At 37.0% G+C, this 26,437-nt stretch carries 17 protein-coding genes; 11 read left to right on the top strand and 6 right to left on the bottom strand.

The window, feature by feature from the left end:
- Nucleotides 1-264 precede the first annotated feature (264 nt).
- Genes MHI22_RS13480 through MHI22_RS13470 form a run of 3 tightly spaced genes read left to right on the top strand, consistent with a single transcriptional unit; the run spans nucleotide 265 to nucleotide 3,131 of the window.
- The gene (locus MHI22_RS13480) at nucleotides 265-1,344 is read left to right on the top strand and encodes a FecCD family ABC transporter permease (protein WP_036118993.1); all 1,080 of its coding nucleotides are present in this window, start codon (nucleotides 265-267) and stop codon (nucleotides 1,342-1,344) included.
- 4 nt (nucleotides 1,345-1,348) lie between these two features.
- Nucleotides 1,349-2,110, top strand: a complete 762-nt coding sequence (locus MHI22_RS13475; protein ID WP_036118991.1) for an ABC transporter ATP-binding protein — start codon at nucleotides 1,349-1,351, stop codon at nucleotides 2,108-2,110.
- A 10-nt stretch (nucleotides 2,111-2,120) separates the two neighbouring features.
- Complete coding sequence (locus MHI22_RS13470; protein ID WP_036118989.1) at nucleotides 2,121-3,131, top strand: ABC transporter substrate-binding protein; 1,011 nt, start codon at nucleotides 2,121-2,123, stop codon at nucleotides 3,129-3,131.
- 349 nt (nucleotides 3,132-3,480) lie between these two features.
- Here the strand turns inward: MHI22_RS13470 and MHI22_RS13465 are convergent, their stop codons facing one another.
- The 3 genes from MHI22_RS13465 to MHI22_RS13455 form a co-directional block, all read right to left on the bottom strand.
- Nucleotides 3,481-6,648 (bottom strand): amino acid adenylation domain-containing protein, encoded by a 3,168-nt coding sequence (locus tag MHI22_RS13465; RefSeq protein WP_340812208.1) that lies wholly within the window; start codon nucleotides 6,646-6,648, stop codon nucleotides 3,481-3,483.
- A gap of 135 nt (nucleotides 6,649-6,783) precedes the next feature.
- Nucleotides 6,784-8,532 (bottom strand): methyl-accepting chemotaxis protein, encoded by a 1,749-nt coding sequence (locus MHI22_RS13460; RefSeq protein WP_036118985.1) that lies wholly within the window; start codon nucleotides 8,530-8,532, stop codon nucleotides 6,784-6,786.
- A 539-nt stretch (nucleotides 8,533-9,071) separates the two neighbouring features.
- The gene (locus tag MHI22_RS13455) at nucleotides 9,072-9,536 is read right to left on the bottom strand and encodes a hypothetical protein (protein WP_036118983.1); all 465 of its coding nucleotides are present in this window, start codon (nucleotides 9,534-9,536) and stop codon (nucleotides 9,072-9,074) included.
- Nucleotides 9,537-9,686: 150 nt separating this feature from the next.
- Between MHI22_RS13455 and MHI22_RS13450 the strand changes: the two genes are divergently transcribed.
- Nucleotides 9,687-11,024, top strand: a complete 1,338-nt coding sequence (locus MHI22_RS13450; RefSeq protein ID WP_101967020.1) for an AAA family ATPase — start codon at nucleotides 9,687-9,689, stop codon at nucleotides 11,022-11,024.
- The gene (locus MHI22_RS13445) at nucleotides 11,017-11,748 is read left to right on the top strand and encodes a hypothetical protein (protein ID WP_036118980.1); all 732 of its coding nucleotides are present in this window, start codon (nucleotides 11,017-11,019) and stop codon (nucleotides 11,746-11,748) included. The genes MHI22_RS13450 and MHI22_RS13445 overlap by 8 nt, the downstream gene beginning before the upstream one ends.
- A 43-nt stretch (nucleotides 11,749-11,791) precedes the next feature.
- Here the strand turns inward: MHI22_RS13445 and MHI22_RS13440 are convergent, their stop codons facing one another.
- Nucleotides 11,792-16,882 (bottom strand): DUF4132 domain-containing protein, encoded by a 5,091-nt coding sequence (locus MHI22_RS13440; RefSeq protein ID WP_340812206.1) that lies wholly within the window; start codon nucleotides 16,880-16,882, stop codon nucleotides 11,792-11,794.
- A 13-nt stretch (nucleotides 16,883-16,895) separates the two neighbouring features.
- Nucleotides 16,896-17,315 (bottom strand): hypothetical protein, encoded by a 420-nt coding sequence (locus MHI22_RS13435; protein ID WP_058843580.1) that lies wholly within the window; start codon nucleotides 17,313-17,315, stop codon nucleotides 16,896-16,898.
- A 675-nt stretch (nucleotides 17,316-17,990) separates the two neighbouring features.
- On the opposite strand from MHI22_RS13435, the gene MHI22_RS13430 reads away from it, so the two are divergent.
- From MHI22_RS13430 to MHI22_RS13420, 3 genes are all read left to right on the top strand, one after another.
- On the top strand, nucleotides 17,991-19,163 hold the full coding sequence (locus tag MHI22_RS13430; protein ID WP_419185182.1) for a glycosyl hydrolase family 18 protein: 1,173 nt from the start codon (nucleotides 17,991-17,993) through the stop codon (nucleotides 19,161-19,163).
- 126 nt (nucleotides 19,164-19,289) lie between these two features.
- Nucleotides 19,290-21,503, top strand: coding sequence for a YcdB/YcdC domain-containing protein (locus tag MHI22_RS13425; protein ID WP_340812205.1), 2,214 nt, complete (start codon nucleotides 19,290-19,292; stop codon nucleotides 21,501-21,503).
- A 104-nt stretch (nucleotides 21,504-21,607) separates the two neighbouring features.
- Nucleotides 21,608-22,072, top strand: a complete 465-nt coding sequence (locus MHI22_RS13420) for a YusW family protein (RefSeq protein WP_036118972.1) — start codon at nucleotides 21,608-21,610, stop codon at nucleotides 22,070-22,072.
- 51 nt (nucleotides 22,073-22,123) lie between these two features.
- On the opposite strand, the gene MHI22_RS13415 is transcribed toward MHI22_RS13420, so the two are convergent.
- Nucleotides 22,124-24,109, bottom strand: a complete 1,986-nt coding sequence (locus tag MHI22_RS13415) for a catalase (protein ID WP_271911069.1) — start codon at nucleotides 24,107-24,109, stop codon at nucleotides 22,124-22,126.
- A 150-nt stretch (nucleotides 24,110-24,259) separates the two neighbouring features.
- Here MHI22_RS13415 and MHI22_RS13410 point away from each other — a divergent pair, with 150 nt between their 5' ends.
- The 3 genes from MHI22_RS13410 to MHI22_RS13400 all read left to right on the top strand — a co-directional run bounded on the left by MHI22_RS13410 (nucleotide 24,260) and on the right by MHI22_RS13400 (nucleotide 26,408).
- The gene (locus MHI22_RS13410) at nucleotides 24,260-24,694 is read left to right on the top strand and encodes a MarR family winged helix-turn-helix transcriptional regulator (protein ID WP_036124642.1); all 435 of its coding nucleotides are present in this window, start codon (nucleotides 24,260-24,262) and stop codon (nucleotides 24,692-24,694) included.
- A 50-nt stretch (nucleotides 24,695-24,744) separates the two neighbouring features.
- On the top strand, nucleotides 24,745-25,728 hold the full coding sequence (locus tag MHI22_RS13405; protein WP_340812203.1) for a ring-cleaving dioxygenase: 984 nt from the start codon (nucleotides 24,745-24,747) through the stop codon (nucleotides 25,726-25,728).
- A 62-nt stretch (nucleotides 25,729-25,790) separates the two neighbouring features.
- Nucleotides 25,791-26,408, top strand: coding sequence for a nitroreductase family protein (locus tag MHI22_RS13400; protein WP_089934260.1), 618 nt, complete (start codon nucleotides 25,791-25,793; stop codon nucleotides 26,406-26,408).
- Nucleotides 26,409-26,437 lie beyond the last annotated feature (29 nt).

Raw genomic sequence — 26,437 nt, 5'->3', positions numbered from 1 at the left:
TGATTATATTTAGTTAATTAGAAATTCCTAAATTTTCTCTTCTATATAATAAATGGGATTTCTAAACTTATTGTTGTGATGCTCAACGAAAAAATAATTTTAGTGAATGAAAGCGCCATTAGTGGATTATTCATCTACTAAATGTATGAATAATCTATAATTAAAAATTTTCCTGTTGTTTTTCAAAAGATTATCACTTACAATACAAAATGAAAATGATAATCGTTATCATTAACTAATAGTTTGTTAGATAGAGGTGAAATCTTGGATAATCAGGAAGCTAACAGAATAGGAATGGGCAATATTTATTATGTTATTATCTTGCTTTTAATAGGCGCCATTTTAATATCTGCCGTTTTTTCTGTATCAATAGGACAAGTCAGCATACCTTTTAAGCAATCAATGGATATTTTGCTACATACTATATCCAACGGGAAGCTTGGCTCGCTTGATAGTGTGGATAGTGAATCCTACTTGAATATTATTTTACAGGTCAGAATGCCTCGTGTGGTTTTTGCATTATTGATTGGCGTTGGACTTGCACTATGCGGGACTGTCATGCAGGCGGTTGTACAAAACCCCCTTGCTGATCCATACATACTTGGTATTTCTTCAGGGGCGTCATTGGGTGCAACCTTTGCCATTCTAGTTGGTTTTGGAAGTAGTGCATTGTTGGCACAGTTTGGGGTAGCCTTTGGAGCATTTGCAGGGGCAATGATTACCTCTATGGCAGTGCTGATCTTATCCAGCATTGGTGGTAAAGCGACATCAGTCAAACTTGTTTTATCAGGTGTTGTCATTGGAGCATTATGTAGTTCTTTTTCAAGTCTTATTATCTTTTTTGCGAATAATGCTGAGGGCATTAAAACCGTTACGTTTTGGTCTATGGGAAGCTTGGCCTCTGCTAGCTGGGATAAAACACCGATTTTAACAATTGTGATTGTGCTAGGGGCTGCGTTATTCCTTTTCCAACATCGTGTGCTAAATACAATGCTACTTGGAGATGAATCAGCTATCACATTAGGTATCAATCTAAGTGCTTATCGCAAATTGTACATGATCCTTACTTCGCTCATTACAGGAACAATGGTTGCTTATGCGGGTATGATCGGTTTTGTTGGTTTAATTATTCCACATATCACGAGAGGCATTTTTGGAGCAGACCATAAACGATTAATGTTAGGAACATTGCTCTTAGGTGGTCTTTTCATGATTTGGGCGGATATTCTGTCTCGAACATTAATCCAAAATGTTGAATTACCAATTGGTATCATTACTTCTGTCATTGGATCGCCATTATTTATCTATATGATTGTAAAAAAAGGTTACAACTTCGGAGGGTAGAACAATGGAATTAGTAGCAAAGGAAATAGAGGTAAAGATCGGCAAAAAGGAAATAGTAAAAAACATATCCATTCATGTGAATAAGCAACAATTTGTGGGCTTAATCGGACCAAACGGATGCGGAAAGTCAACTTTATTGAAAAGTATTTATAAAAGCCTTGTGCCTCAAAAAGGGATGGTTTTTTTAGATGATTTAGATGTTTTGAAGAGTCCTGAAAAAAAGATTTCTCAGCACTTAGGTGTAGTAGGGCAATTCAATGAAATGCATTTTGATTTAACGGTACAGCAAATGGTGATGTTAGGCAGAACACCTCATAAAAAAATGCTAGAGTCAGATAACCAAAAGGATTTTGACATAGTGGAAGAGGCGTTAACGCGTACGAACTTACAATCCTATAGAGGGCGTAGTTTTCTTTCACTATCTGGTGGCGAAAAGCAACGAGTTATTTTAGCAAGAACGATTGCTCAGCAGCCTAAATTTATGATTTTGGATGAGCCAACAAACCATTTAGATATTCGTTATCAAATCGAAATACTATCCTGTGTTAGAAGTTTAAACATCGGTGTTTTAGCAGCGCTTCACGATTTAGAAATGGCAGCCCATTACTGTGATTATCTCTATGCGGTCAAAGATGGTGAAATCTATGCGCATGGCACACCAGCAGAGGTTTTAACACCGGAAACAATAGAAGCTTTATATCATATTAAATGTCAAACGTTTACTAATCCCGTGACAAACGGATTAGGCTTTGCATATGGACTATAGGAGGAACACCATGAAGAAAAAACTATTATTAGGAATTGGTTTAGCAGCTTTATTAACATTAACAGCTTGTGGTAACACATCAAAAAATACAGCTGAGGAAACACAAACAAAAGATTATTATCCACTGACAGTTGCTAACTTTGCAAAGGCTGAGGGAGGCTCAACGTGGGAAAAGAAAGATCAAGTATTCGATAAAGCACCTGAAAGAATTATGGCTAATACACGCCCAGCAGCAGAATTATTATTACATTTAGGATTAGGTGATAAAATCGTTGGTGTCGGTGCAAACTTTGGTGCAGTCGATAAATCTGTAGAAGAAGAATACGCTAAGTTAAATATTTTAAGTGATGAGTATGTAGGGAAAGAGGTTACATTAGGAACTGATCCTGATCTTGTATTTGGTCGCGGTGGCTTATTTGATAATGCTGAATGGGGCGTAGGGACAGTAGACTCACTTAATGAAATGGGCGTTAAAACATATGTTTTAGAATCATCTGTAACAGGTGGCACATATGATTCTATTTACAAAGATATCGAAAATATCGGTAAAATTTTCAAAGTGCAAGACAAAGCGGATAGCTTTATTAAAGAATTAAAAGGGCGACAACAAAACATTTCTTCAAAATTAGAAAGTATTAAAGAAGAAAAAACTTTTGCTTATTTGCATACAAATGATCCAAAAGAGCTTTTTGTATACCCAGCTCACGATGAAACATTCTTCAATGACGCATTCAAAATGGTTAAATTAGATAACATTTTCAAAGATGAAACAGGCGATGTAAGTGTTGAAACATTAATTGCAGCAGATCCAGATGTATTAATTCTTCCTAACTGGGATGGTTCTGATCTAACAAAAGTACGCGAAGAAATTTATGCAAATCCTAAACTTTCAAGCATGAAAGCTATTAAAAATAAACAAATTTATATCGTAGATTATAATTACATGTTTGGTTATGGCTACAACACAATAGATGGAATGGAAGCATTAGCAAAAGAGATGTATCCAGACTTATTTAAATAAGAGAGTCGATTAGACAGCTTAAAAAAGGGGGAGAAATTATTAATTTCTCCTCCTTTTTGTTATAGCAATGGAAGCAGCTCTCTATTAAACATTGTAATTGTTTCAGCAGATGGATAAAGGATGTTGTGAATCGAGAACGAGCTAGAAAGTTCTTTCTTGGCTCGCTTAATATTAATGGTATCAAACAAATGAGGTTTATAGCACATGCCCAACCAAGCAATGCTCATTGCTGATCCTGCAAAAGCCTGTATTTCTTAAATTTTCGTTAAACACCAGAAGGGAGTACTTAAAAAAAGTATCCCACTCTGTTAGTGTTAACGATATGCAAATAGCTGTATATCCTGTTTGATTATCTTATGTTGACTTGACTTGGAGCAGGGAAGTAGCCTGTATCTATTCCATATTGAATCATTCTGTGAATAAAGGCTGTATTAGGTACTGCACATTCAATTTTCGTGTTGACTAAAAATTCTAGTGTTTTTTTGCAATTGAAAATAAACGGGGAATCACCAGCTCCATCACCTTCAAGCTGAGCAATGGCTAACGATAAATATTCCTGTGCTTCTTTTGTATGCTCACTATGCAATAGCCAATTTGTATATTCCTGTGCTGAAACGATTGATAGATCATAGCCAAATTCCTTAATCATGTCGATTAATTCTAAATAAGGAAGCGATACAGGATTACATAAATGGAAGACATGACCGTTTGCTGCTGGCTGACTCGCCAGAGAAACGAGTGCTTGGCTCGCATAATTAATAGGAGTAAAGTCAACATGCCATTGTGCAGTAGGTGTTTTACCTAAATAAAGCATCGATTTAATCATACGGTAAAAGGCATTGTCATCAATATTACGTTGGAATTTGCCTGTTTCAGAGTGACAACTTAAATTTCCTACACGATAAATGGAAATAGGAATGGCATCATTTACAGCATTTCGAACAAGATTTTCCGCCTCTAGCTTACTTTGGGTATACACATTATTAAGCTTCACATCGTAATTAAAATTACCTTTTGCCTCATTTGAGCCCCATTGAATGGCAGCTAACTCCTCTGGAATACCAATTGTTGATACATAATGGAAATGCATACCCGGTTTTCGTTTAGCTATTTCAAGCAAATGGCGAGTACCATTCACATTGACATTATTGAAATGGTCAGCCGCACCAAAATGACGTACATCTGCACCACAATGAATGATTGCATTGATTTTTTCCAGCAACATTTGTTCAGCTTCATCAGATAAATCAAGTTGTTGCTTTCCTAAGTCGCCTGGGATAACTGTGACACGCTCTTTCATAGGATGAACAAGATCGTTGCCAAAGTAAAATTGCATACTATCCATTAGCTTGTCCTCAATCGTTGCATGGGCACCTGGTCGAATAAGACAGTAAATATGTGCATTTGTTGCTGTTAACAGCTCGTATAATATATGGCTTCCTAAATAACCTGTAGCTCCTGTTAATAATACCGACGTCATTGGCAAGGGTCTTACAGTTTGAGAGACTTGCAGCGGACTTGGCTCCATTAAATCCTTAAAAACAAGATTAGCTGGTTGCTCTTGATTGTCATTAGCTTCCGGCTGATAATGACGAATATATTGATCTAGCTCTGCAATCGTTTGGTAGTGGAAGAAATCTTGTATTTTTAAGAATGGTATATGCTTTTTCACTTGTACAAGAATTTCAAGCACTTTTAATGAATGACCTCCAATATGGAAGAAATTATCGTAAATGCCTATTGGCTCGATACCAAGTGCATTTTCCCATGCGGTAGCTAGCAGCTGCTGTATATTATTTTGGGGTGCGCTGTATGCATGGCTACGCGATAAAACCACTTCCAGTGATGCTAGTTGTTTTCGATCGATTTTTCCTGTAGGAGAAAGCGGCATTTCAGGCAATTCTATAAAACGCTCAGGCACCATATAATCTGGTAGAAGAGTTGACAGGTAGTCTCTTAAAATATCTTCCTCAAGTTGTATACCACTAGTCACTGTATAGTAGGCAAATAAATGATTGTTACCATCGGACTTTTTCTTCGCAATGATTACGACTTCCTGAATGTTAGGATGATTGCTTAACACCGTTTCAATTTCTCCAAGCTCAATACGGAAGCCCCTTACTTTGATTTGTGAATCCTTGCGCCCAACAAATTCAATAATACCACTAGGTAATAGGCGAACTAAATCACCTGTACGATACATTTTTTGTTCTGGCTTCAATAGATGAGGTACAAATACCTCAGCCGTTTTTTCTGGCTGATGTAAATAGCCTGCTGCTAAACCAGCACCTGCAATACATAATTCTCCAGTTTCATGAACTGGGCAAAGCTGCTCATCGTCATTAACAACATACATCTCATAATTAGCGATTGGTCTGCCAATAGGAATACTGGATTGTTTATCTATTATAGAATCCTTTATCTTGAAGTAAGAGGACAATACTGTACATTCAGTTGGTCCGTAAAGATTAATAATCTCTGTAGTTAATCCAAATTTTTCATGCCATTTTTGAACGACAGCAGGTAATAGAGCTTCGCCACCAACAGATAGGTAGTTTAGTGTTGTCAGTTTTTCTCGGTATTCTACAGGTAAATGTGTTGCTAGCTGTGTAAAGAAAGCATTGGGTACAGTGGCAGCGGTTACTTGCTCACGACCAATCATATCAGCAAATGCTTCAATCGATAGACGTTCCACACTTGTTAGCATATGAAGCCTTGCTCCAGAAAAGAAAGCGGTAAAAGTCTCTGTTACTGATGGGTCAAAACTATAGGAGATAAACTGAGAATATACATCGTCTTGTGTTGAATGGTAGATTCTTTGATTATCTGTAATCAAATTAATAACAGATTCATGTTTAAGCATAACCCCTTTTGGTTTGCCCGTAGAACCAGAAGTATAAATAATATAGGCTAGGTCGGATGGATGTATTTCACAAGTTAGATTTTCCTGTGAGTAGCCTTTTTCTGATTGGTTGATCGTTAACACTGTACGTGTTTGGGAATCATTATGTATGAAATCATTCAGTAATGCTGTATGTTCGTTTTTCGTTAGAATAAACGGGGCACCTGTATCGTTTAATAGATACTGACACCGTTCTTTCGGGTAGCTTGGATCAATAGGAACATATACACCACCAGCTTTCAGGACACCTAAAAGGCTGATGATTGTTTCTTTACTTCGTTCCATAACGATTGCCACATAGTTTCCTTTTTGCAGACCGTTTGCTATTAGCATGTGAGCAACTTGATTGGATTGTTCATTTAGCTGATGGTAGGTCATCTTACCATTTTCAAAGGACAATGCAATGCGTTCAGCAAACTGTTGTGCTGCCTGATAAAATACGTCAGGTATTGTGGTGTTTTGATCGTAGTCAGCTAATGTTTGGTTTAAAGTTTGATAGGCTAGTAAATCTTCTTCGTTCAACAGTTGTGTACGATTGGATGGTAGAGTTTGTGGCTCATAAGAATGCGTATTATTCTCTAATGGGTATACATCAAATTCTCGTTTATTATTCAATCATGACAACTCCTATTTTAGAAAAGGGCAGACACTTATGAAGGAGTGTTTATGCCATTAGTTCCACAGAAAATGAATCATTCTCAGAATTCTAACGGACATACATCTCCTGATAAGAGCAGCCCTTTCGCTTTTTTATTTCACTACAAAGGTATTAACAACATTTAATAGTTCATCAGATAACTCGGATAATACTTGAGCTTCTTCAGAAACTCGTTGTACGGTATTCAGCTGAGAGGCAGAAGTTGCGGCAACTGCTCTCGTATTGTCTTTTGAATTGATAGAGAAGTCTTCCATATCTTTAACAGCAGATGTTACTTCTTCCATACCAGCTGCCATTTCTTCAATCGTAGCAGAAAGCTCTTGAATTTGTCCTGTTACATGATGAATGGAAGTTAGAATCTGGCTAAATGATTTTTCTGAATCATTAATCATAACAATTCCATGATCGACCTCTTCTACAGCGTGAACCATGATATTGACAGATTCGTTTGTATCATGCTGGATATGAGAAATAAGTGTAGAAATTTCCCGTGCAGATGCCTCAGACTGTTCAGCAAGCTTACGTACCTCGTCAGCAACCACTGCAAACCCACTACCAGCTTCTCCAGCACGGGCAGCTTCGATGGCTGCATTCAATGCCAGTAAATTTGTTTGGGAAGCGATTCCCGTAATAATGCCCACAATTTCTTCAATTTTATTGGAGTGATCGCCAAGTAATTTAACAGAAGCAGCAGACTGATTTACAGCTTTACTAATCGCATTCATTTGTGCAACTGATTTATTTGTCGATTCATTACCTCTTTCAGCTTCCTCTGATGCTAAGATAGAGGATTCTGAAATTTGATTGGATGTCATCGCAATGCGTTGGATACCAATACTCATTTCTTCAATAGTAATCGTACTCTCTTTTGCCTTTTGAACTTGGAGATCCGCACCACTCGCAATTTCTTGCATGGAAGAAGCTACATTATTATAAGAATCGGAAGCTTCCTGCATATTTGCCGATAAAACGTTGGCTGTGTTTGACACACGAGCAGAAACGTTTGTTGTACTTTTAATGACAGTTTTTAGATTTTCAATCATTAAGTTAAAGTTTTGTGTGAGCGTTCCTATTTCATCTGTAGAAGTAACGGATAATGGTTCAAGCTCTAAATTACCTTCTGCTACTTTTTTAGATTGTAAGGAAAGCTGTTGAATTGGTGTTAATTTTTTTCTCAAAAGAGTGTATACAGCAATAGATGAACCAATTAAGAAAATAACAGTGACTAATAATGTCCATAGAGCTTCAGACATGGCTTTTCCAGTTACCATCGATACGTCATAGTCAATGGCATATGCAGCCAACATATCACCATTTTCATCTAAAATGGGTGTGAGGCCCGTTTTGTAGCTACCAAACTCATCGCTATAAATATCTGTTGCTGTTGCTTTTTTTGTGTTAAAAACCTCTTTGATTCTTGCTAGGAAATCGGGAGATAAACCCATAGCAATCATATCTTGATTATATTCAGCACCTAGTTCTAGTATACTAGATGAAAGAACAGGTGCATTAATATTTTCTCCATTAACCGTAATTAAAAATAGATTGGTAATGCTATCAGAATTGTCATTGATCGCATCCATTTCTCTTGTTAATTTTAAGGCGTCGGAGTTACTGTTTGTTGGATTATCTAGTATTGATTTCAACGTATTGATATCAATCGTTTTTGCTAAGATCATGCCTTTGTCAGAGAGCGATTGATCCATATCTGTTAAATTACTATTTCTGACAATATAATAAGAAAGGCCTAAAGTAACTAAACCAAATAATAATAAAATACTTACCATTATTACGGTTAGTTTTTTGCTAATGGACATATGCTGCTTCTTGCGTTTTTTCATACTTTTCCTCCTAATATGATATAACAAATATTTCAAGCTAAGGATAAGAAATGGATAATTTAGTCAATGTACTGCACATTGAAGATTGTGATGTTATTCGTAGAAGTCCAGATGCATATTAAATATTTATGAATGCAAAGTAATCTATTTATCCCCTAACATTAAACTACTATACTGCCAAAAAAATTGATTCACAACCCAGAAAACTTACTATTTAAAGTCTAGATTTATAAAATTAAAGAATGGAATTTAGTTTTTTAGTCTGTCTATTTTGTATTTTAGTCTGTATTTTTACAAAAACTCGAACGATTACTAGTATAAAAAAGAAGTTTGCTTGGAACTAGTCGATTTCAATTGAATTAAAAATTTGGTGGATATCCTATTTTTCAACTCCTTGTTAGGGCTTTTTACTTATTTTGTAATGTCTGATATGCATTGAGAATGCTATGGTTTTCTGTCATTTTTATTATGGGAATAAAATGAAAAAAAGGTTATTTCTTTATTCAAAGATGAACAAAGAAATAACCTTTTCTAATTGGCTATGGTCGAGGATTACCAAAGATACCTGGTAAAATATTAGGCAATCCTGGTATTAATGGTGGTGGGAAACCGGGATATTGCCCTCCTGGACGTGGTGGATAAGGTTGCGGCGGATAGGGCTGTGGTGGATATGGACGTGGAGGATAGGGTTGCGGTGGATAAGGTTGTGGCGGATATGGACGTGGAGGGTATGGTTGCGGCGGATAAGGTGGTGGATAGGGTGGTGGATATGGCGGAGGATAGGAACTACCAGGTGGTGTACCTGTACCTGCGGCAGTAATTTGACTAACATCCACAGTCACTATTTGACCGTTATCTAGCTGGATTTCAGCTGTTCTTCCTCCAGTGCCAAATGTTCGAATCAATGTACCTGCATAAGTACCTGTGGGGAGTGTTACCCATATTTTCATACCTGGGCGAAATTGACTGTTAAAATCATCAGGAGCTAATCTAGGATAAACCAATGAAACACACCTTTCTTCATTTTTTCTAACATATGCCTATTGCGATAATTGCCATAGGCTTTAGGCTAGTCGATACTTAAGGTTGAAATTGTTATAAAATATAACGATTTTTATTATAATAAGGAAAAAGGTTAAAAGGATGTTTAGCAAATGGCGATTATTAAAATAAAAAAGATGAACATACAAAATTTACGAAATGTAAGACAAGGCGAAATTGTACTAGGAGTAAATTTTGAGACATTTCTACAAGCAAATGTTGTAGGGCTGTATGGACAGAATGGCTCTGGAAAGACAACCATTGTGGATGCATTTGAAATATTAAAGACACTTATATCGGGTTGGCTTGCTGAAGTGAAACTACCCTCACAAGAAAAACGACTTATCTTAGCAGGTGAGCAAACAGCCTGCATAGATGTCGAATTTTTAGTTGAAAATCAATTTGGGACGTTTTATGTAAATTACTATGTGGAGCTACAGGAGGATCAGCATCGGTTATATACAACGCTGGAACGTCTTAGCTATCGAGAAAATGCTAAAGGGAAGCGTTCAAAGATATTAGTAGCTGTAACAGAGAAGGACGTCCGAATTCGTCAATCAAAACTGGCTGATTTAAGTGAGCAGGCACGTATCCAATTACTTGTTATTCAACAGTTAGCAAGAAAGCAATATATGTCATTTCTATTCCATAAAGATGTAAAGCCATTGTTACAGGAACGACTTTCGGAGCAAGAAATGCAACTACTTCAAAATATTGCGGTTGATTTTAATAGAGACTTACATGTTGTTAATAATCAAAATATAGCACCATTATTTGAAGAACGGATCATGCCGTTTAGTATTCATTTAGAGAAAACGAGAGGTCTAATACCTTACGATTTAAAGGGACCAGCCATATTACGAGAGGATGCATTCTATGCATTATGTGAAGTAATTGAGCAAAGTAACCGTGTGTTAACGGCTATTATTCCAGGTCTAACTATTAAAATTAATGTGATTACAAAGCAAATGATGGATAATGGTGAGCCGGGAATTCGTTTTGAATTTTTATCACAGCGTGGAGAGAGGGAATTACCGCTGCGAACAGAGTCTGAGGGGATTTTAAAGATCATTTCTGTTCTTAGTGTATTGATAGCTGTCTACAATAATCCGAATGCCTGTGTGGTTATTGATGAATTAGATTCGGGAGTATTTGAATATTTGTTGGGTGAGTTGTTAACAGTGATAGATGAGGATGGAAAAGGACAACTTATTTTTACATCCCATAATCTACGTGTGTTAGAGGTGCTAGCTATTAAAAACTTATGGTTTACAACGACAAATGAAAATCACCGCTATATGCAGCTAAAAGGCATTAAAGAAGTAAATAATGCTAGAGATGTCTACTTACGTGCTATTCAACTTGGTGGACAGGATGAAGATGTCTATAAGGAAACCAAAACATTTAAAATTAAACGTGCTTTTCGTAAAGCGGGTGTTCAGTATGACTAAAAAGGTACTCTTAATCATTGTGGAAGGACAAACGGAGCAAATCATTTTAGAGGATTATTTAGATGCTCACTTTGCGAATTCAACCATACGTTTTGATGTACAACGTGAAGATATTTTGACAAAATGGGATGCCCATAAACGTATCCCGAATATTAAAAATAGTGTGGTACGAGTAATCCAAAGCTATCTTGAAAAATATAAATTTTTAGCAAATGATTTAACTGCTGTCGTTCATATTACAGATACGGATGGTTGCTTTATTGCACCGGAATGTGTCAAGGTAGATGAGAAAATTGAGCAAAATTTATTTTATACTGAGGATGCTATTTTAGTGAAGTCAGCTAAGCGTAAAGAACAAATTGAACAACGTAATGACATGAAAGCGAAGAATGCTAAAATTTTAATTGCCAACGACCATTTTAGCATTAATCGTATGAAAGTACCTTATCAATTGTTTTATTTCTCTACGAATTTAGAGCATGTTTTATGGGATGAGCGCAATGAAATCCCAACAGAAAAAATACAAAAAGCAGATGCGTTTATGGACAATCTATCTGGCACAATTGAAGAATATTTGAGAGCCTATCTCCCGGTTAGTTCAGAGCTACCTTATAGGGAAAAAATAAAGAAAAGTTGGTCGTTTTTAATGGAAGGTTGCCATTCATTGCAACGAGGTACGAATGTACCACTATTATTTGAAATGATTAAAACGGATGTACAATAAAAACAGGTGACTTGTTTTGTCACCTGTTTTTACTTGGCTTACATTAGCGCATTTGTTCATAGCTACGAATATGAGTTAAAATGGCAGGATCTTTAATTTTAGTATCTTCACTTAGTAATAACAGTTTTGACATGATTTCGGCTGTGCGTGGATCATCATCCACCATTGGTAAGAAAATTCGTCCACGATGCTGTGATGGAACAGCAATAATCGGAATCATCGAACCACCTACTTGATGCACCACACCACTTCCTAAATGTAAGGAGTAGCTTGCTAGCTTACCTTCAATCAGGGCATGCTGTTTTTTCACTTCCACATTGTTTAGCTTCAATAATTTAGCTAATTCTTCTACAATAATACTGCGCATATCAACAGTAGAATGACTTGCCTCAGGATCTACACCACCAATATGAGCAACGCTGACAACAAGGTCAATATCTCGCATAACCTCAGAGAATATCGTAGCAGGAATAACATCTAACACGATATTTTTGCCGGTTAGACGATCATAGAAGTAAACCCCTTCGATTGCAGGTGCTTCAATTTCTGCTGGGGTAAACCAATCTGCCTGTGCATACAAGGATGCCACAATATTTTCCTTGTAATACACTTTACGAGGCCCTGTTTCATAACTCATTTGCCAGCCTCGTGTTTTCAGCAAAGCTATCGTTTGTGATGGATTTACCTGATGTCCTGCATAGCGCAATGATTGTTTTTGTGCTTTTTCATCTGCATTGATGAGATATAACTCACGGAACACTTGCTTAAATGGTTGTTGTATTTTGTGCTCAAACATATAGGCTTGCCACTGTCTCCATTGACCACTTTCTAAAAGGTGATAAGGGTGGGCAATCTTGATGGCGGACGTTGGTGCCAGTGCCACAATGTCAGCAGATAAAAGCTGTAAGCCATCTGGTGTAAGCATGCCAACATGTTCATCACTGATAAAGATGAGCTTTTGTAAAAGGGGAGCTAGAATCGGATGAGCTAATAAATGGATAAGCTCATCAGCTGAAAATACGGTTTCTAATTCCATAGCCTGCTCCAGTGCTGGACGCGCCCGTTTATATTGTTCTTGTAAATCTTTTCGAGCTTCCTGCAAGGTTACAATAGCAGCATGTTTTTTTAATGCAGCAGGAATATTCTTTAGACGTTTACCATCCTTTTCAACGACAATGGCTACAGACGCATCTTCTTCAATTTGCAAATGAGCTGTAATTTGCTCGATTTGTTGTGCTTTAAATAAATGCTTGATGTCGTTAAAGGCTGATAATTCCATACGCCATGTAAAGCGTGTGGCTTCTCCATCACCAGCATTACGTGCTAAGTTTTCTAGTGCAATACTGGCTGCGCGTGCTTCACTAGCCCGGCGTTGCGCACCAAATTGCTTACTTTCCTTTAAAAATTGTTGAATAAATTGATAGCGTGTTAGGGCATCTTTATCATCAGATTTATTTAAAGGAATCAGGCCAAGTGCGCGTAATTTATCTTTATTACGCTTGTCTTGAATTTCTTGCATAAATGGTTTGGGACTGAGCTTACCGATAGCCGTATCTGCATAAAGCTGTGCCCGACGATGGTTGGCTCCTTCAGAAGCATATTTTGCTGCATCATAGACGAGTTTGAATTTTTTTGCACCAAGTGTTTCGTAGGCACTTTGGAACCAAGCTAAATCGAATGCACCATCACGAAAATCCTCAGCAGTTATGCTAGAGAAGAGGGCAATCTGATCTTTGGCAAAGTCTGATAAAGAATCAGTTGTATGGGCGATAAAATACCAGGCTGATTCCTTTAATCCATCCCAGTCAATGACCTCACTGACAAGGTCTATCCAATGCTGGTTGTACATCATGGCTTCGATTAAACGTTCTTTTGAAATATCTGTTTGTTCCCACGCCTCTTTTAATTGCTGTGCCGTTTCTTCTTTTTTAGGGTAGCAGCTAGTTAGCAATCGAGAGAATACATCCTTTTTCGTTTCGGCTTGCCAAATATAACCTCGTGCAAGCTTTTCTCCATCAAGTGCCTGTAGAATTTGTAAGAAATAATGAATACCCTCAAAATAAGAAATATTACTAGCAAGCTTGGTTACAGTGGTAGGTGTATCACCACGCTTTAGCTCTATGGCTAAAATACGATCAATCGCTTGTTCGCGAATAGCCAAGAAATCTGTTAAATCATCAAATGACTGTTGATAACGTTCTAGTAATTTAGTTGGCTCGTTAAATATTTCTGAAGCGAGCGTATTGGTAAATATGGCTTCAAATAAGTGATCTTGCGTAAATAAACCAACCTTCATGGCGTCTAAATATTGGAATAAAGATAAATTGTAGACGTTCGGGCTATAGCTTTCATTTTTCATACGCTTTGTTAGCTCTTCATTGACAGCTAGCATTTTGACATATTCACCATATGTTGAGTAATCAGATCCGCATCGATCCACGAATGTCTCCACAACATCTAAATCGATAATGGTAGATGTGGAACGATAGTAATAATAACCTTTTTCTCGAACATCAAGTTGCCACTGATCCACAGGGATTTGATCGAATAGCTGTAACATAATGCCTATTGCCTGTTCAAAGCGATTAAATTCGGGTGCATGCTTTTCTAATAATGAAAGTGCTTCCTGATGCAGCACTGTCTCACCTGAGATTTTATCGATATCTTGGGATAGCACTGAGAAAATCTGTTGAATTGTATGGTCATATTTCAAGGAATTAAATTGAGCAACACGTGCTTTTAATTCTTTGTATTGGAAGAACGGTTTAATTAGTGTATGAGCTGCTTCGGAAAGATCATGTGCAGAAGGGTATTCTGATAGACTATGATAAAAATTAAAATAGGCTAAGTCTTCATTACTAAATAATGATGTCTTCATCCATTGGATAATTTCTTCAGGAATAGGATAAGCATCAAGACTAGCATGTCGTTGATTATCCGATTTAGTTGCTATAACACTATATTTTTGCCCTAATGTAGTGGTGATGGGCGTATCATTCCATTGGTACGTCTCATACTCAAGTTCAGCATGTTCATCAAGTACTTGGATAAGTTGCTCAAGCTTCGACAGCAATTTTTCAATATCATATTGAAAAAATTGTTCAAATGGTGTCGGTGTCTGTACATAGAAAGGAACAAGCTGCTGCCAAGGTTCTTCACCATTCATTTGAATGGCCCCATCGGCAATACGATCATATTGAATAGGGGAATGCGGCGTATATAAGCCAAAGCCATTGCGCTCGTTATACTGTGGTACATCCCTTGCTACTAATTGTTCTAACAGAACTTGTTCACTTTTTGTTATTTTTGGTAATAAGGAACATAAAGTGGTAATTTGCTCACTCGTTAAATTGTCGTCCTTAGAAGCTTCTAACAGTAATTCAAGTCCTCCAAGCCTTTTTAACTGCTTACTATCTTTTATCAGTCGTTCAGCACTTTGCAATAACGGGTCCTGTGGTTGAGCTTTTAACAAGGAGATAGCCTCTTTACGAAGTGCCCCTGATTTATTAGCTAAAAGATCTTCAATTTTTACGATTTCTTCTTCGGTTGGTGTCAGAGCATGTATTTTTTTCAATGCAAGAGAACGATTGATGGAGCTGCGATCTCGTAAAGAATTAAATAAAAATTCACGTTGACCTTGTGTTTTAGGATCAAGACAATAAATATTAAGTAAGCCGATTCTACTTGATGGTGAGTAGGAATCTGCCTGTGCAATAATTCGTTGGAATAATACCTCATCTTGTACATGATGGGCCAAAATAATTTGGGTTGAAATTAAATCTTCTAATGATAAATGGACATGGACAAAGGATAAAGGTTTACCTGTAATATTCAGCCCTTCTTTTGTAACTTCATTCTTAGCCCATTCCAGTTGTTTGAATAATAGATATTCAATGCCTTGCAACTGTGCATTTTCTTGCATGAATTTTTGAAGGTTTTGATCCCATTCATGATCTCTTGCATACTCGCTATTAATATAGTGGTTAGCATAGAGGAAATTGCCCCATGCAAAGGCAAATAACTCGATATCTTTCGTCGTTAAAATTAAATCCTTCACAAATGGCGCTGTAAAGGAGGTCTTAGATAAATTTTTTAAAAAGGCAAGCGTTGTAAGCTGGATATGTTTGTTACGCTTTAAGAGCGTTGTCACGACAGCATCTAGCCTTGTATAGTCCCTTGTAGCAGTTGCCCATAATGCGACATAAATATCAATTGTACGATCACTCTTTAGTAGCTGTTCAATAAAGTTATCCTGTTCGATGGCTTGGACAGCTAAAGCTAAAACTTCCTCCGTCACTTTTTGATTTTCAAAGCTATTATAGCCAAGCCCCATCCAAGTATCGACTGCTCGAATCACAGAGGAGAAGCGTGTTAGTTGATGTTCTTGAATAAGTTTCATCATTTTTAGCTGTGCATCAAGATTGCCATGGTCAATATTTTCAACGATTGCTTGTCGTAGCCCTTCTTGACGGGCAGCTGCTACTAATAATTTGCCAAGAGCTTCATGCATACGGTGGTTATTGGACTTAAAAATACCCCGAATGAACGGATGACCGAAAAAGCTACTGTGATGCTCATCAAATAAAATACTTTCCACTACCTCTTCAATAGAAGGATTTTCTAAAGAGAGTTCGTCAGCAAGCAACTGTTCAAAGACGTTAAAGCCCATTACTTTTATATTTTCATTCTTCAAAACGTAAGAGCTGTAATTGGGATAGGTACCATGTTCGTATTGATGATGATTCGCTAGTAACTCCTCCAAAGTAATTTCCTCAAAGGTCAGCATTTCTTCTATTAATTGTAAACAGTGGAAAAGATGATCCTGCACGGGTTGAGATGAACGAAATGATCGACGTAAAACATCGGTTTGGAACATTGTAGCATCAAAACGTAATGCTAGTTTCTTAATCTTTAGTGCACGTTCTTGTGAAGAAAATAGCGTAAGCACGTCAAATAGTGGACCACTAAATAGCTCTTCAAGTGTTGAATTTTGTTGAGCAGCAATCAGCTGTTCTATTTCATAATCTCTGTTGTCCATATATTTTAGTAATGCTGCAGCTAATGGCTGTATAGCTATAGGTGCGGAATCGACTATACCTTGAAAATATGTTTTTTGTTCATGTGAAAGTGTCATGAAATATCCCTCCTTACCAAATGCGTCCTGCAAGCATAGTTAATTTAATGAATGTAAAAACATCGTCTTCCTGTATGGTTAAAGGTGTAGTAAGAGAATCTAGCGACTCCTCATTGTGAAGGACCAAGAACAGCTCATCTTGAAATGCTTGAAGCATATTGGACATGGCTTGGTCAACGGACTGTAAAGAATCATTTTTCTTCTCTCCAAAATGTACTTTCCCATACTGGGTTGCGTCATCTAATTGCTGATCCGTTAAGTAAAGATGAAGTGGTGTATCGACCATTTTTTCATTAAATTGTTGTACCTGCTGTGTCACAAGTTGAACAAGTAAATCTTGTAAAGTTGTAACAGGCTCATCAATAGAAAATGGAATTTTTTGAAGCTTACGAGATTTCTTGCCGATTACTTTTTGCTGGTAAAATAAACGCAATCTAACACCTCCTTACAATAATTTCATTATACAAGAGTGGTGATAGTGAAAAGAATAAGGCATATGATACTAGTTGCGTTAAATATTTCGGGAAAAGTGCGACAAAAACTAGCGTACAGAGACTTATGTATAAGGTAGAAAGAGGGGGAATTTATACAGAAGGATATGTCATATATAGAACGTTTGTACGATAAATATTTTAGGGTTGTGTATCATTTTGCGTTTTCTTATACAAATAGTAGAGAAGAAGCAGAAGATAGGACACTAGATATATTGAAAACATTAAAATGAAGGGAAAGTAAAAACATGGATATTATCGAGTACATGGCATACAGCAGTAGAATACATAGCAAACAAAAAATCAGGTGAATGGGGGTTCCGAAGCCTTAGGAAATTATTATTCATACACTAATAAAAAAACTATTTTAAAAAGGATGACAAAATTCATCCACTATTCGAAGTAATAGATTTTTGTGGTGTTGTAGCAAGACATCTTTTCTTATCGGGTTTCATAAGATTTATAGGTATGATTTTATCAAGCGAGAAGGAGGCAAAATCATTCAAATACATGTTGTACGGGCTGGCGAGTCTTTATGGGGTATTGCGCAGGCGTATGGGACTACGGTTCAGAGTATTGTAGAGGCCAATCAAATTCCCGATCCAAATCGTTTAGTGGTGGGGCAAGCTCTTGTGATCCCAATTGTCGGAAGTTTTTATTATGTACAGCCAGGCGATAGCTTATGGTCAATCGGGCAACGCTTTGGTATTAATTATGTAACGCTTGCTCAAGTAAATGGTATTAATCCCAATCAACCATTAGCTATTGGAACGAGATTATATATTCCACAACCGCCAAAAACCAGGGCAGAAACATTGGCGTATTTAGAGCCCAGAGGAACATCTGTTAGCGAGGCCCTCTTGAATCAGGCTAGGGAAGCGGGTCCCTATTTAACATATTTAGCTTTATTCAGTTATGAGGCAAGAAGGGATGGAACCCTACAGAGACCACCGAGTCAAGGTGTGACACAAATTGCGGATGATACGGGAGCATCTCTGGCTATGGTTATTTCCAATCTGGAGAATTTTAGTTTTAGTGGCGAGTTAGCGAGAGATATTTTTCAAAGTACGGCTGTTCAAGATTTATTATTTGATAATATTCTTGCAGAAGCAAAGCGACTTGGGGAAGTGAAAGATATCCACTTTGACTTTGAAAATTTGCCAGCAGATCAACGACAAGCTTATAACAATTTTTTAAGAAGAGCTGTCGAAAAATTCCATGCTCAAGGATATACAGTGTCTACCGCACTAGCTCCAAAAACAAGTGATAGTGAACGAGGTCCATGGACAGCAGCACATGATTATAGGGCGCATGGAGAAATAGTCGACTTTGTTTTACTCATGACCTATGAATGGGGATATTCTGCAGGACCGCCAATGGCCGTTTCGCCTCTCCCTGAGGTAGAAGCTGTTGTAAAATATGCGATTAGTGAAATACCTGCAAGTAAAATTATGCTTGGACAAAATTTATATGGCTATGACTGGACGTTACCTTTTGTACAGGGTGGACCGTACGCGGAAGCACTTAGCCCACAAAGAGCCATTGAAATTGCCAAACGTTATAATGCAGCAATTCAGTTTGATTGGCGAGCCCAAGCACCATTCTTTGAATACTATGATGAGCAAGGTAGGGCACATATGGTGTGGTTTGAAGATGCTAGATCTATTCAAGCAAAATTCAATCTTATTAAACAATATAATCTCCGTGGTATTGGTTATTGGAAGTTGGGGCTACCATTCCCTCAAAATTGGGTATTAATTGGAGCCAATTTTGATGTGGTGAAGAAATAACATGAGGAAGGAAAATAGGGTTTACCCAATGTATTTTCTTCTAAGTGGAAATTATCTGTAAAAAACATTTCTAAATATCGGAAAATACATTATAATTATGGTAAATAGTATTTTAGGAGGGATATTTTGGGTAAATTTAAAAAGTTAGGTATTATTTTGACGTCAACAGCATTTTCTGTTGGTATTTTAGCACCAATTTCGCATGTATCTGCAAATGTAAAGGAATCATCGGAGCGTATCGAAATTCAGGTAGCTTCAACTGAAACAAAAGTTACAAAAAACATGCTGATAAAAAAATTACGTTCACTATTCCCAGAAGAGTTCAAATTTGTAGCAGATAATGACTTTAATTCTGGACCAGGTCATTTTTATAGAGATGATACAACGGTTCGATATGAACTAAACTTCTATAAGACAATTAATGGTAAAGATGCACATGGTAGTTTTGTATTTAAGGGCGATGATTTAGAACTAGAAAGTTTTTATTATCAGCCTGCAAATATAGCAGAAGCAATCTATCCAGCAAAGTATTTAGAGAATGAGGCGCAAAAAATTGCACAAAAATTCCTGGGTAAATTTGTTGATTCGGATAATTACAAACTTCGTGATGATTATAACGAATATGGTTTTAATATTACTAGACCGTTATCAGAACCAATTACTTACTCCTTTGTCTATTCACCAATTTATAATGGGGTTCTTATTGGAGATCAAAGTATTACTATTCATGTTCTGGCAAATGGTGAAATTACGGGGATGTCTAGTAATGCAGAATCTATTAGTAAAGCTTCCTTTGATCGTTTAGATCAAAAAAAGAATGAGGAAGATATGCTGGCACAAGTTCGTGATAATTTAGCTGTCGAGCTTCGTTATTATATTGATTACGACTACAGATCTAATCAACGTAATGTGAAGCTTGTGTATACGCCTGCCACAGGGTTCAATGGTGTACATGCTCTAAATGGGCAATGGCAGACAGCAAATGGTTTTACTGAGCAATTGCCGAAGACAAAGAGTGTTGAGAAAATTTCAGCACAGCCATTACCACCAAGAAAGAACGGTATGACGGCAGCAGAGGCTGAAGAGTTCGCGAAAAATTTCTTAAAGGTTGATGAGAGTAAAGCGAAGCTCAATATAGAATTAGTAGATGAAAGAGAAAATGACAATGGTGAGACGATATACTCTGTAAACTATACGTATATGTATGGCAATGGTGGATCTGGTAGCTCTTTAGAAATCAATAAGGCGACAGGTGAACTAGTTCAGTATCATGACCTATCGAGAGATTTTTTAGTAGATAACAAAGTAAATGCTATTTCGAAGGACGCTGCATTGAAGAAGGCAACTGATTACTTGAAGGAATGGGCACCTTCATATCTACATGAGTATTCAATGCCAATCGAGGATGCTGTATTTGATCAATATAGTAAGGAATATTACTTCACCTTCCCACGCATTATGAATGGAATTGCAGTTGTAGGAGATGGCTTATATGTAGGTATTGGCTCTGATGGATCTTTACGCTCACTAAGTGTATATAAGCAAAAGATAGATAGCTGGCCATCTATCAATAAGGTCATTTCAGCTGACAAAGCAAAAGAAGCCTATAGCAAGGCACTTACATTGCAACTACAATATGTAAAACAAGATATGGAGAATAAACAACATTATGATTTAGTGTATGCTCCTACGTACAATGGTAGTTTATTTAACCAGATTGATGCTATTTCTGGTGAATGGTTAAATAATGTAGATGACTCTAAAGAGAAGCCTGTTATTTCTCACCCAACGGCTGCCAAAGAGTTAAATTATTTATTAAATCAAAATGTGTTAGAGGTAAAAGATCTAGCAAACTTTAATGCGGATGTTGCTGTGACAAAAGGAGAAGCATTGAAAATTTTATTACATTCCTTAACATATGGTTACTATGGTAATGGAGATGGTGAAAAGCAATCCTTTAACAATATTGATAAAAAGCATCCACTCTATGGAGTAGTAGAACAAGCTGTTAAAATGGGGATCATACAGCCTGCAAATCAATTTGCATTGGATGCGACTCTGACTCGTCAAGAGTTCGCAGAGTGGTCAATCAAACTATTACAATTAGATAATGTTGCTAAATATAAAGATATTTATAAATTAAACTTTGCTGATGCAACTTCAATTGATCCAGCGTATACAGGCTATATTGCTTTAGCACATGGTATGGGTCTAATTGATGCACAGCAAAACAACTTTAATGCTACGAAGAGTGTGTCATATGCTGACTTGGCTATCTCAACAGTCCGTTTAGCAAAGGCTATTCAAGAAAATAAAGTTGATCGCAACTTCTATTATTAATTAGCGTGTCATTAAAAGGACATTTCCTCATCAAAGGAGATGTCTTTTTTGGGTTAGTTTATAGCTGGATGGGGAAATAATATGGAAAGAAGGGAGTGTATAATTTGAAATTGAAATTTTTATTAACGATTTCTTTCATGACTGTTATTCTTTATGGCTGTAATAAGGATGAGGTAAAGGACGTACCTACTAACGCACCAGCAAATCAAAATGGTACACAGCAGACTGGTGATACGCCAACAGACCAAATGACCTTTAATTTTTTAGAGTTTTCATTAGATGTTGATTATTCTGCAACAGAGTCATATGAGGTAGAATATGAAGACAAAAAATCAGGTATAGAAGCGAAGTTACAGGATGACCGTAAGAATGAAAGACTGCAAGGGGATGAAGCTTATACAAAATTAGAGCCATTATTTAAGCAGTTAAATTTCGATTCGACAACACCTAATGATGAGGTAATCGATCAAGTAATTAAAGTATTTAATATTGAAGCCAACTACCAATCCATTGAAGTCGATGTTGAATTTGTTGACGGAAATGAAAAGGAATTTACACGAATTAAATAAAAGAAATACGCCAGCTAACAGATTCAATACGTTAGCTGGCTTTTCCATTCATTATCGTACCCAATGTCGATGCTTAGCAAGGAAACGAATAAAAGAATTCAGATTGTTTGCCACACCATTTTTATTGGCAAGATGCTGTAAAAACGAAACATTTTCCGTATAGCCTATTGTTTTACAGTGCTGATAGGCCTGTTCAATGAATTGTAGTGCTTTAGATTGCTGATCAGAATGCTGGAAAGCTCCAGTCACATAAACCCCATCATAAAGAACGGAGGAGGTAGTAGCTAATGTTTCTTGAATTTCAAAGCCATTTAGGATGCCTTGCTTAGTACTCACAAGTTCAACCACTATATTTTTACTTAACAATGTAGCCATTAGTTCGTTTAAGTTTTCACTACTATTGTCTGTTACAATCAGAGCTACTTTAAAAGATTTAACACTTTCGACTGCATTGATCATTTGGCTAACAGCAGGTGAGATTTGTTGAGTATGTGGTACTTCTACTTGGATTGGTGGTACTATACCAATTTGATCAGCAATAGCTGATGCAAGTGTGTAGCTGACATGAGCAAACATATCTACAACTTGTTTTCGAATGTCTTTATTTTTTACTTTTCCAAGTTCGAAGCTAAAGGCATTAATAATATGCTTTTTCTCCACATCGGTCATACTGAGCCAGAATAATCTTGCTTGTGAAAAATGGTCTTTAAAGCTATCGCTACGTGCACGTACTTTGTGTCCTTCCAATTTTTCTTCATAATGTTTATATCCTCCGTCGCTTTCAGAGACAGGAGAGGGTGAGTTATTGGCTAAGGAGTTTTTATGGTAGCTAACTTGCCCGACATTAATGGTTTGTCGGCCATAGCCATCTCGTTGGTTATTATGGAAGGGACAGATTGGTTTATTAATAGGGATTTCATGGAAGTTCGGTCCTCCAAGTCTTATTAACTGAGTATCTGTATAGGAGAACAAGCGACCTTGTAGTAAAGGATCATTTGAAAAATCAATACCAGGTACAACATGTCCAACATGAAATGCAGCTTGTTCCGTTTCAGCAAAAAAGTTATCAACGTTTTTGTTCAGTGTCATTTTCCCAAGGATACGTACTGGAACTTCTTCCTCTGGCCATATTTTTGTTGCATCGAGAATATCGAAGCTAAAATTAAATTCATCCTCAACGGGAATAAGTTGGACACCAAGCTCCCACTCTGGGAAATCGCCTCGTTCGATGGATTCCCATAAATCTCTACGGTGAAAATCGGGGTCTTTTCCAGCGATGATTTGCGCCTCATCCCATACTAATGATTTAACCCCAAGTATAGGTTTCCAATGAAATTTAACAAAGTGTGCTTTTCCTTCAGCGTTGACAAGGCGATAGGTATTAACACCAAAGCCCTCCATCATTCGATAGCTTCGTGGGATGGATCTATCGGACATATGCCACATGACCATATGGGCAGATTCCTGATTATTTGCAATGAAATCCCAAAACGTATCATGGGCACTTTGAGCTTGAGGAATTTCGTTATTCGGTTCAGGCTTTACAGCGTGTACAAAATCGGGGAATTTAATGGCATCTTGAATAAAGAAAACAGGTATATTATTACCAACTAAATCATAATTACCTTCCTGTGTATAAAATTTTGTAGCAAAGCCGCGTACATCACGGACAGTATCAGCAGATCCTTTTGAGCCTGCAACGGTAGAGAAACGAACAAAGACAGGTGTTTTAGTTCCTTGTCCATTTAAAAATTGAGCCTTTGTAATGTCACTCGCGCATTTATAGGTTTCAAAGATTCCATGAGCTGCAGACCCGCGTGCGTGTACCACTCGTTCAGGAATTCGTTCATGATCAAAATGAGTCATTTTTTCACGAAAATGAAAATCCTCCAATAAAGTGGGTCCTCGTTCACCGGCTTTTAGTGAATGTTCATCTTCCGATATTTTTAATCCTTGGTTGGTTGTTAGAGGTTGATCTTTATCACTTACTCGGAATGCTTTTAGCTGTTGTTGTTTTTGATTGACGTCTTTTTTCATGTAAAATCCTCCTTTATAAGTTACAACTACATTCTACCCGTAGAAGAAGATGGCAAACGTGAGAAACAAAATGATTGCTGATTAAAAATGAATATGTTATTATTATCTCGAATTAAAGATAAATGAATTCGAAGTAAAAGAGGGAGTCGTATGAAGGAAGACAATCGTAACTTAAAAGCATTTACGGTCTTGTTCCGAGCATATCAAACGATTCAGGATGCCACTAAAAGAGATTTACTTCAATATGATTTAAATCAAACCGAATTTTCGGTTCTTGAATTTTTGTACCATCATGGAGAGCAGCCTATTCAAGCGATTGGTAAAAAAATATTAATTGCAAGCAGTAGTATTACTTATGTAATTGATAAGCTCGAGCAAAAAGGCTATGTATATCGAAAGGCATGTCCGAAAGATCGACGTGTTACGTATGTGTTATTAACGTATGAGGGACAGGCTTTAATGGAAAGGATTTTCCCTAGGCATGAACAAAAAATAAACGAGATTTTTGAAGTATTGGAATCGCAGGAGCTGGACACAATGATTTTGTCTCTTAAAAAAGTAGGTAAAAACGCTACTAATTATTAAAAAATTTTACACATATATCTCGAAGTCGAGATAAATGGGAGGAATATTGTATGAATCATTTAAAAGGTGTACACCATGTAACGGCTATTACAAGTAGTGCTGAAGAGAATTATAAATTTTTTACATTCGTTTTAGGTATGCGTTTAGTAAAGAAAACAGTGAATCAAGATGATATTCAAACATACCATTTATTCTTTGCAGATGATAAAGGTAGTGCAGGGACAGATATGACATTCTTTGATTTCCCCAACATCCCAAAAGGGGTACATGGAACAAATGAAATATCAAAAACTTCTTTCCGTGTACCGACGGATGCAGCTTTAGATTATTGGGTAAAGCGCTTTGATCGATTGACTGTAAAACATACAGGTATTAAAGAACAGTTTGGTAAAAAAACATTGTCCTTTGTTGATTTTGACGATCAGCACTATCAGCTTATTTCTGATGAGCATAATACAGGAGTTGCTTCAGGCACGCCTTGGCAAGATGGTCCCATCCCAGTAGAATTTGCAATTACAGGTTTAGGGCCAGTATTTGTTCGTGTAGCTAATGTGAAATATTTTAAAGATATGCTAGAAAAAGTGATGCTTTTTAAAGAAATTGCAGAAGAAGGGAATTTCCATCTATTTGAAGTAGGTGAGGGTGGAAATGGCGCTCAAATTATTGTAGAGCATAACACTGTGTTACCTGTTGCTCGACAAGGCTTTGGTACGGTTCACCATGCAGCCTTTCGTGTAGAGAATCGTGCAGTATTAGATGAATGGACTGCACGTTTTGAAAGCTTTGGCTTCCATACATCTGGCTATGTAAATCGTCATTTCTTTGAATCATTGTATGCACGGGTAGCACCTCGAATTTTATTTGAATTGGCTACAGATGGTCCTGGGTTTATGGGTGATGAGCCATATGAAACGCTAGGTGAGAAACTGTCATTACCACCGTTTTTAGAACCAAAGCGTGAGCAGATTGAAGGCCTCGTTCGTCCAATAGATACTGTAAGAAGCTCCATTACGTTCGATAAAGAATATGAGTAATATTATTTCATTCAGTAGGGTTACTACTGGATGAATACATAATTATATTGGGGGTTTAATAAGTGGAATTTTCCAAGCTGATTGATAAGCGTCGCTCTGCTAATAATTTTATCAAGGGCGTTAAGATGACTGAGGAAGATATTCGTCCTATTTTGGAGGATGTTAAGCTCGCCCCATCAGCATTTAACTTACAGCATGCAAGCTATATCGTTGTGCTGGATGAGGATATGAAGGAAAAGGTGCGAGAGGCGGCATTTGGTCAATATAAAGTGCATTCAGCTTCAGGGGTAATCCTTGTCTTAGGTGATAAAGAAGCTTATAAAGATACTGCTGAACTAAGTCAAGGTATGGTTGATTTGGGTATAATAACAGCTAGTGAACTAGTAGAAATTGTTGCAGAGAATACTAAATTTTATGAAGAACGTGGTGAGACATTTATGAAGGATGAAGCTATTCGAAATGCGTCTTTGTCTGCCATGCTATTTATGCTTGCTGCAAAAAATCGCGGCTGGGACACTTGTCCAATGATTGGCTTTGATCATCAGAAATTGCGAGAACTATTTCATGTGCCAGAAACCAAAGAGATAGCACTGATGATTACAATTGGGAAAGAAAAAGAAGACAGTCGTCGCTTACGAGGCTATCGCAAGCCAGTTGAAGAATTTGCCACTTATTATTAATGTGGTATAAAATAGAATTGCTATACAAA

The sequence above is a fragment of the Lysinibacillus sp. FSL L8-0312 genome (assembly GCF_038003285.1).
GTDB lineage: Bacteria > Bacillota > Bacilli > Bacillales_A > Planococcaceae > Lysinibacillus > Lysinibacillus fusiformis_D.
This window is presented reverse-complemented; position numbering and strand designations above follow the sequence as displayed.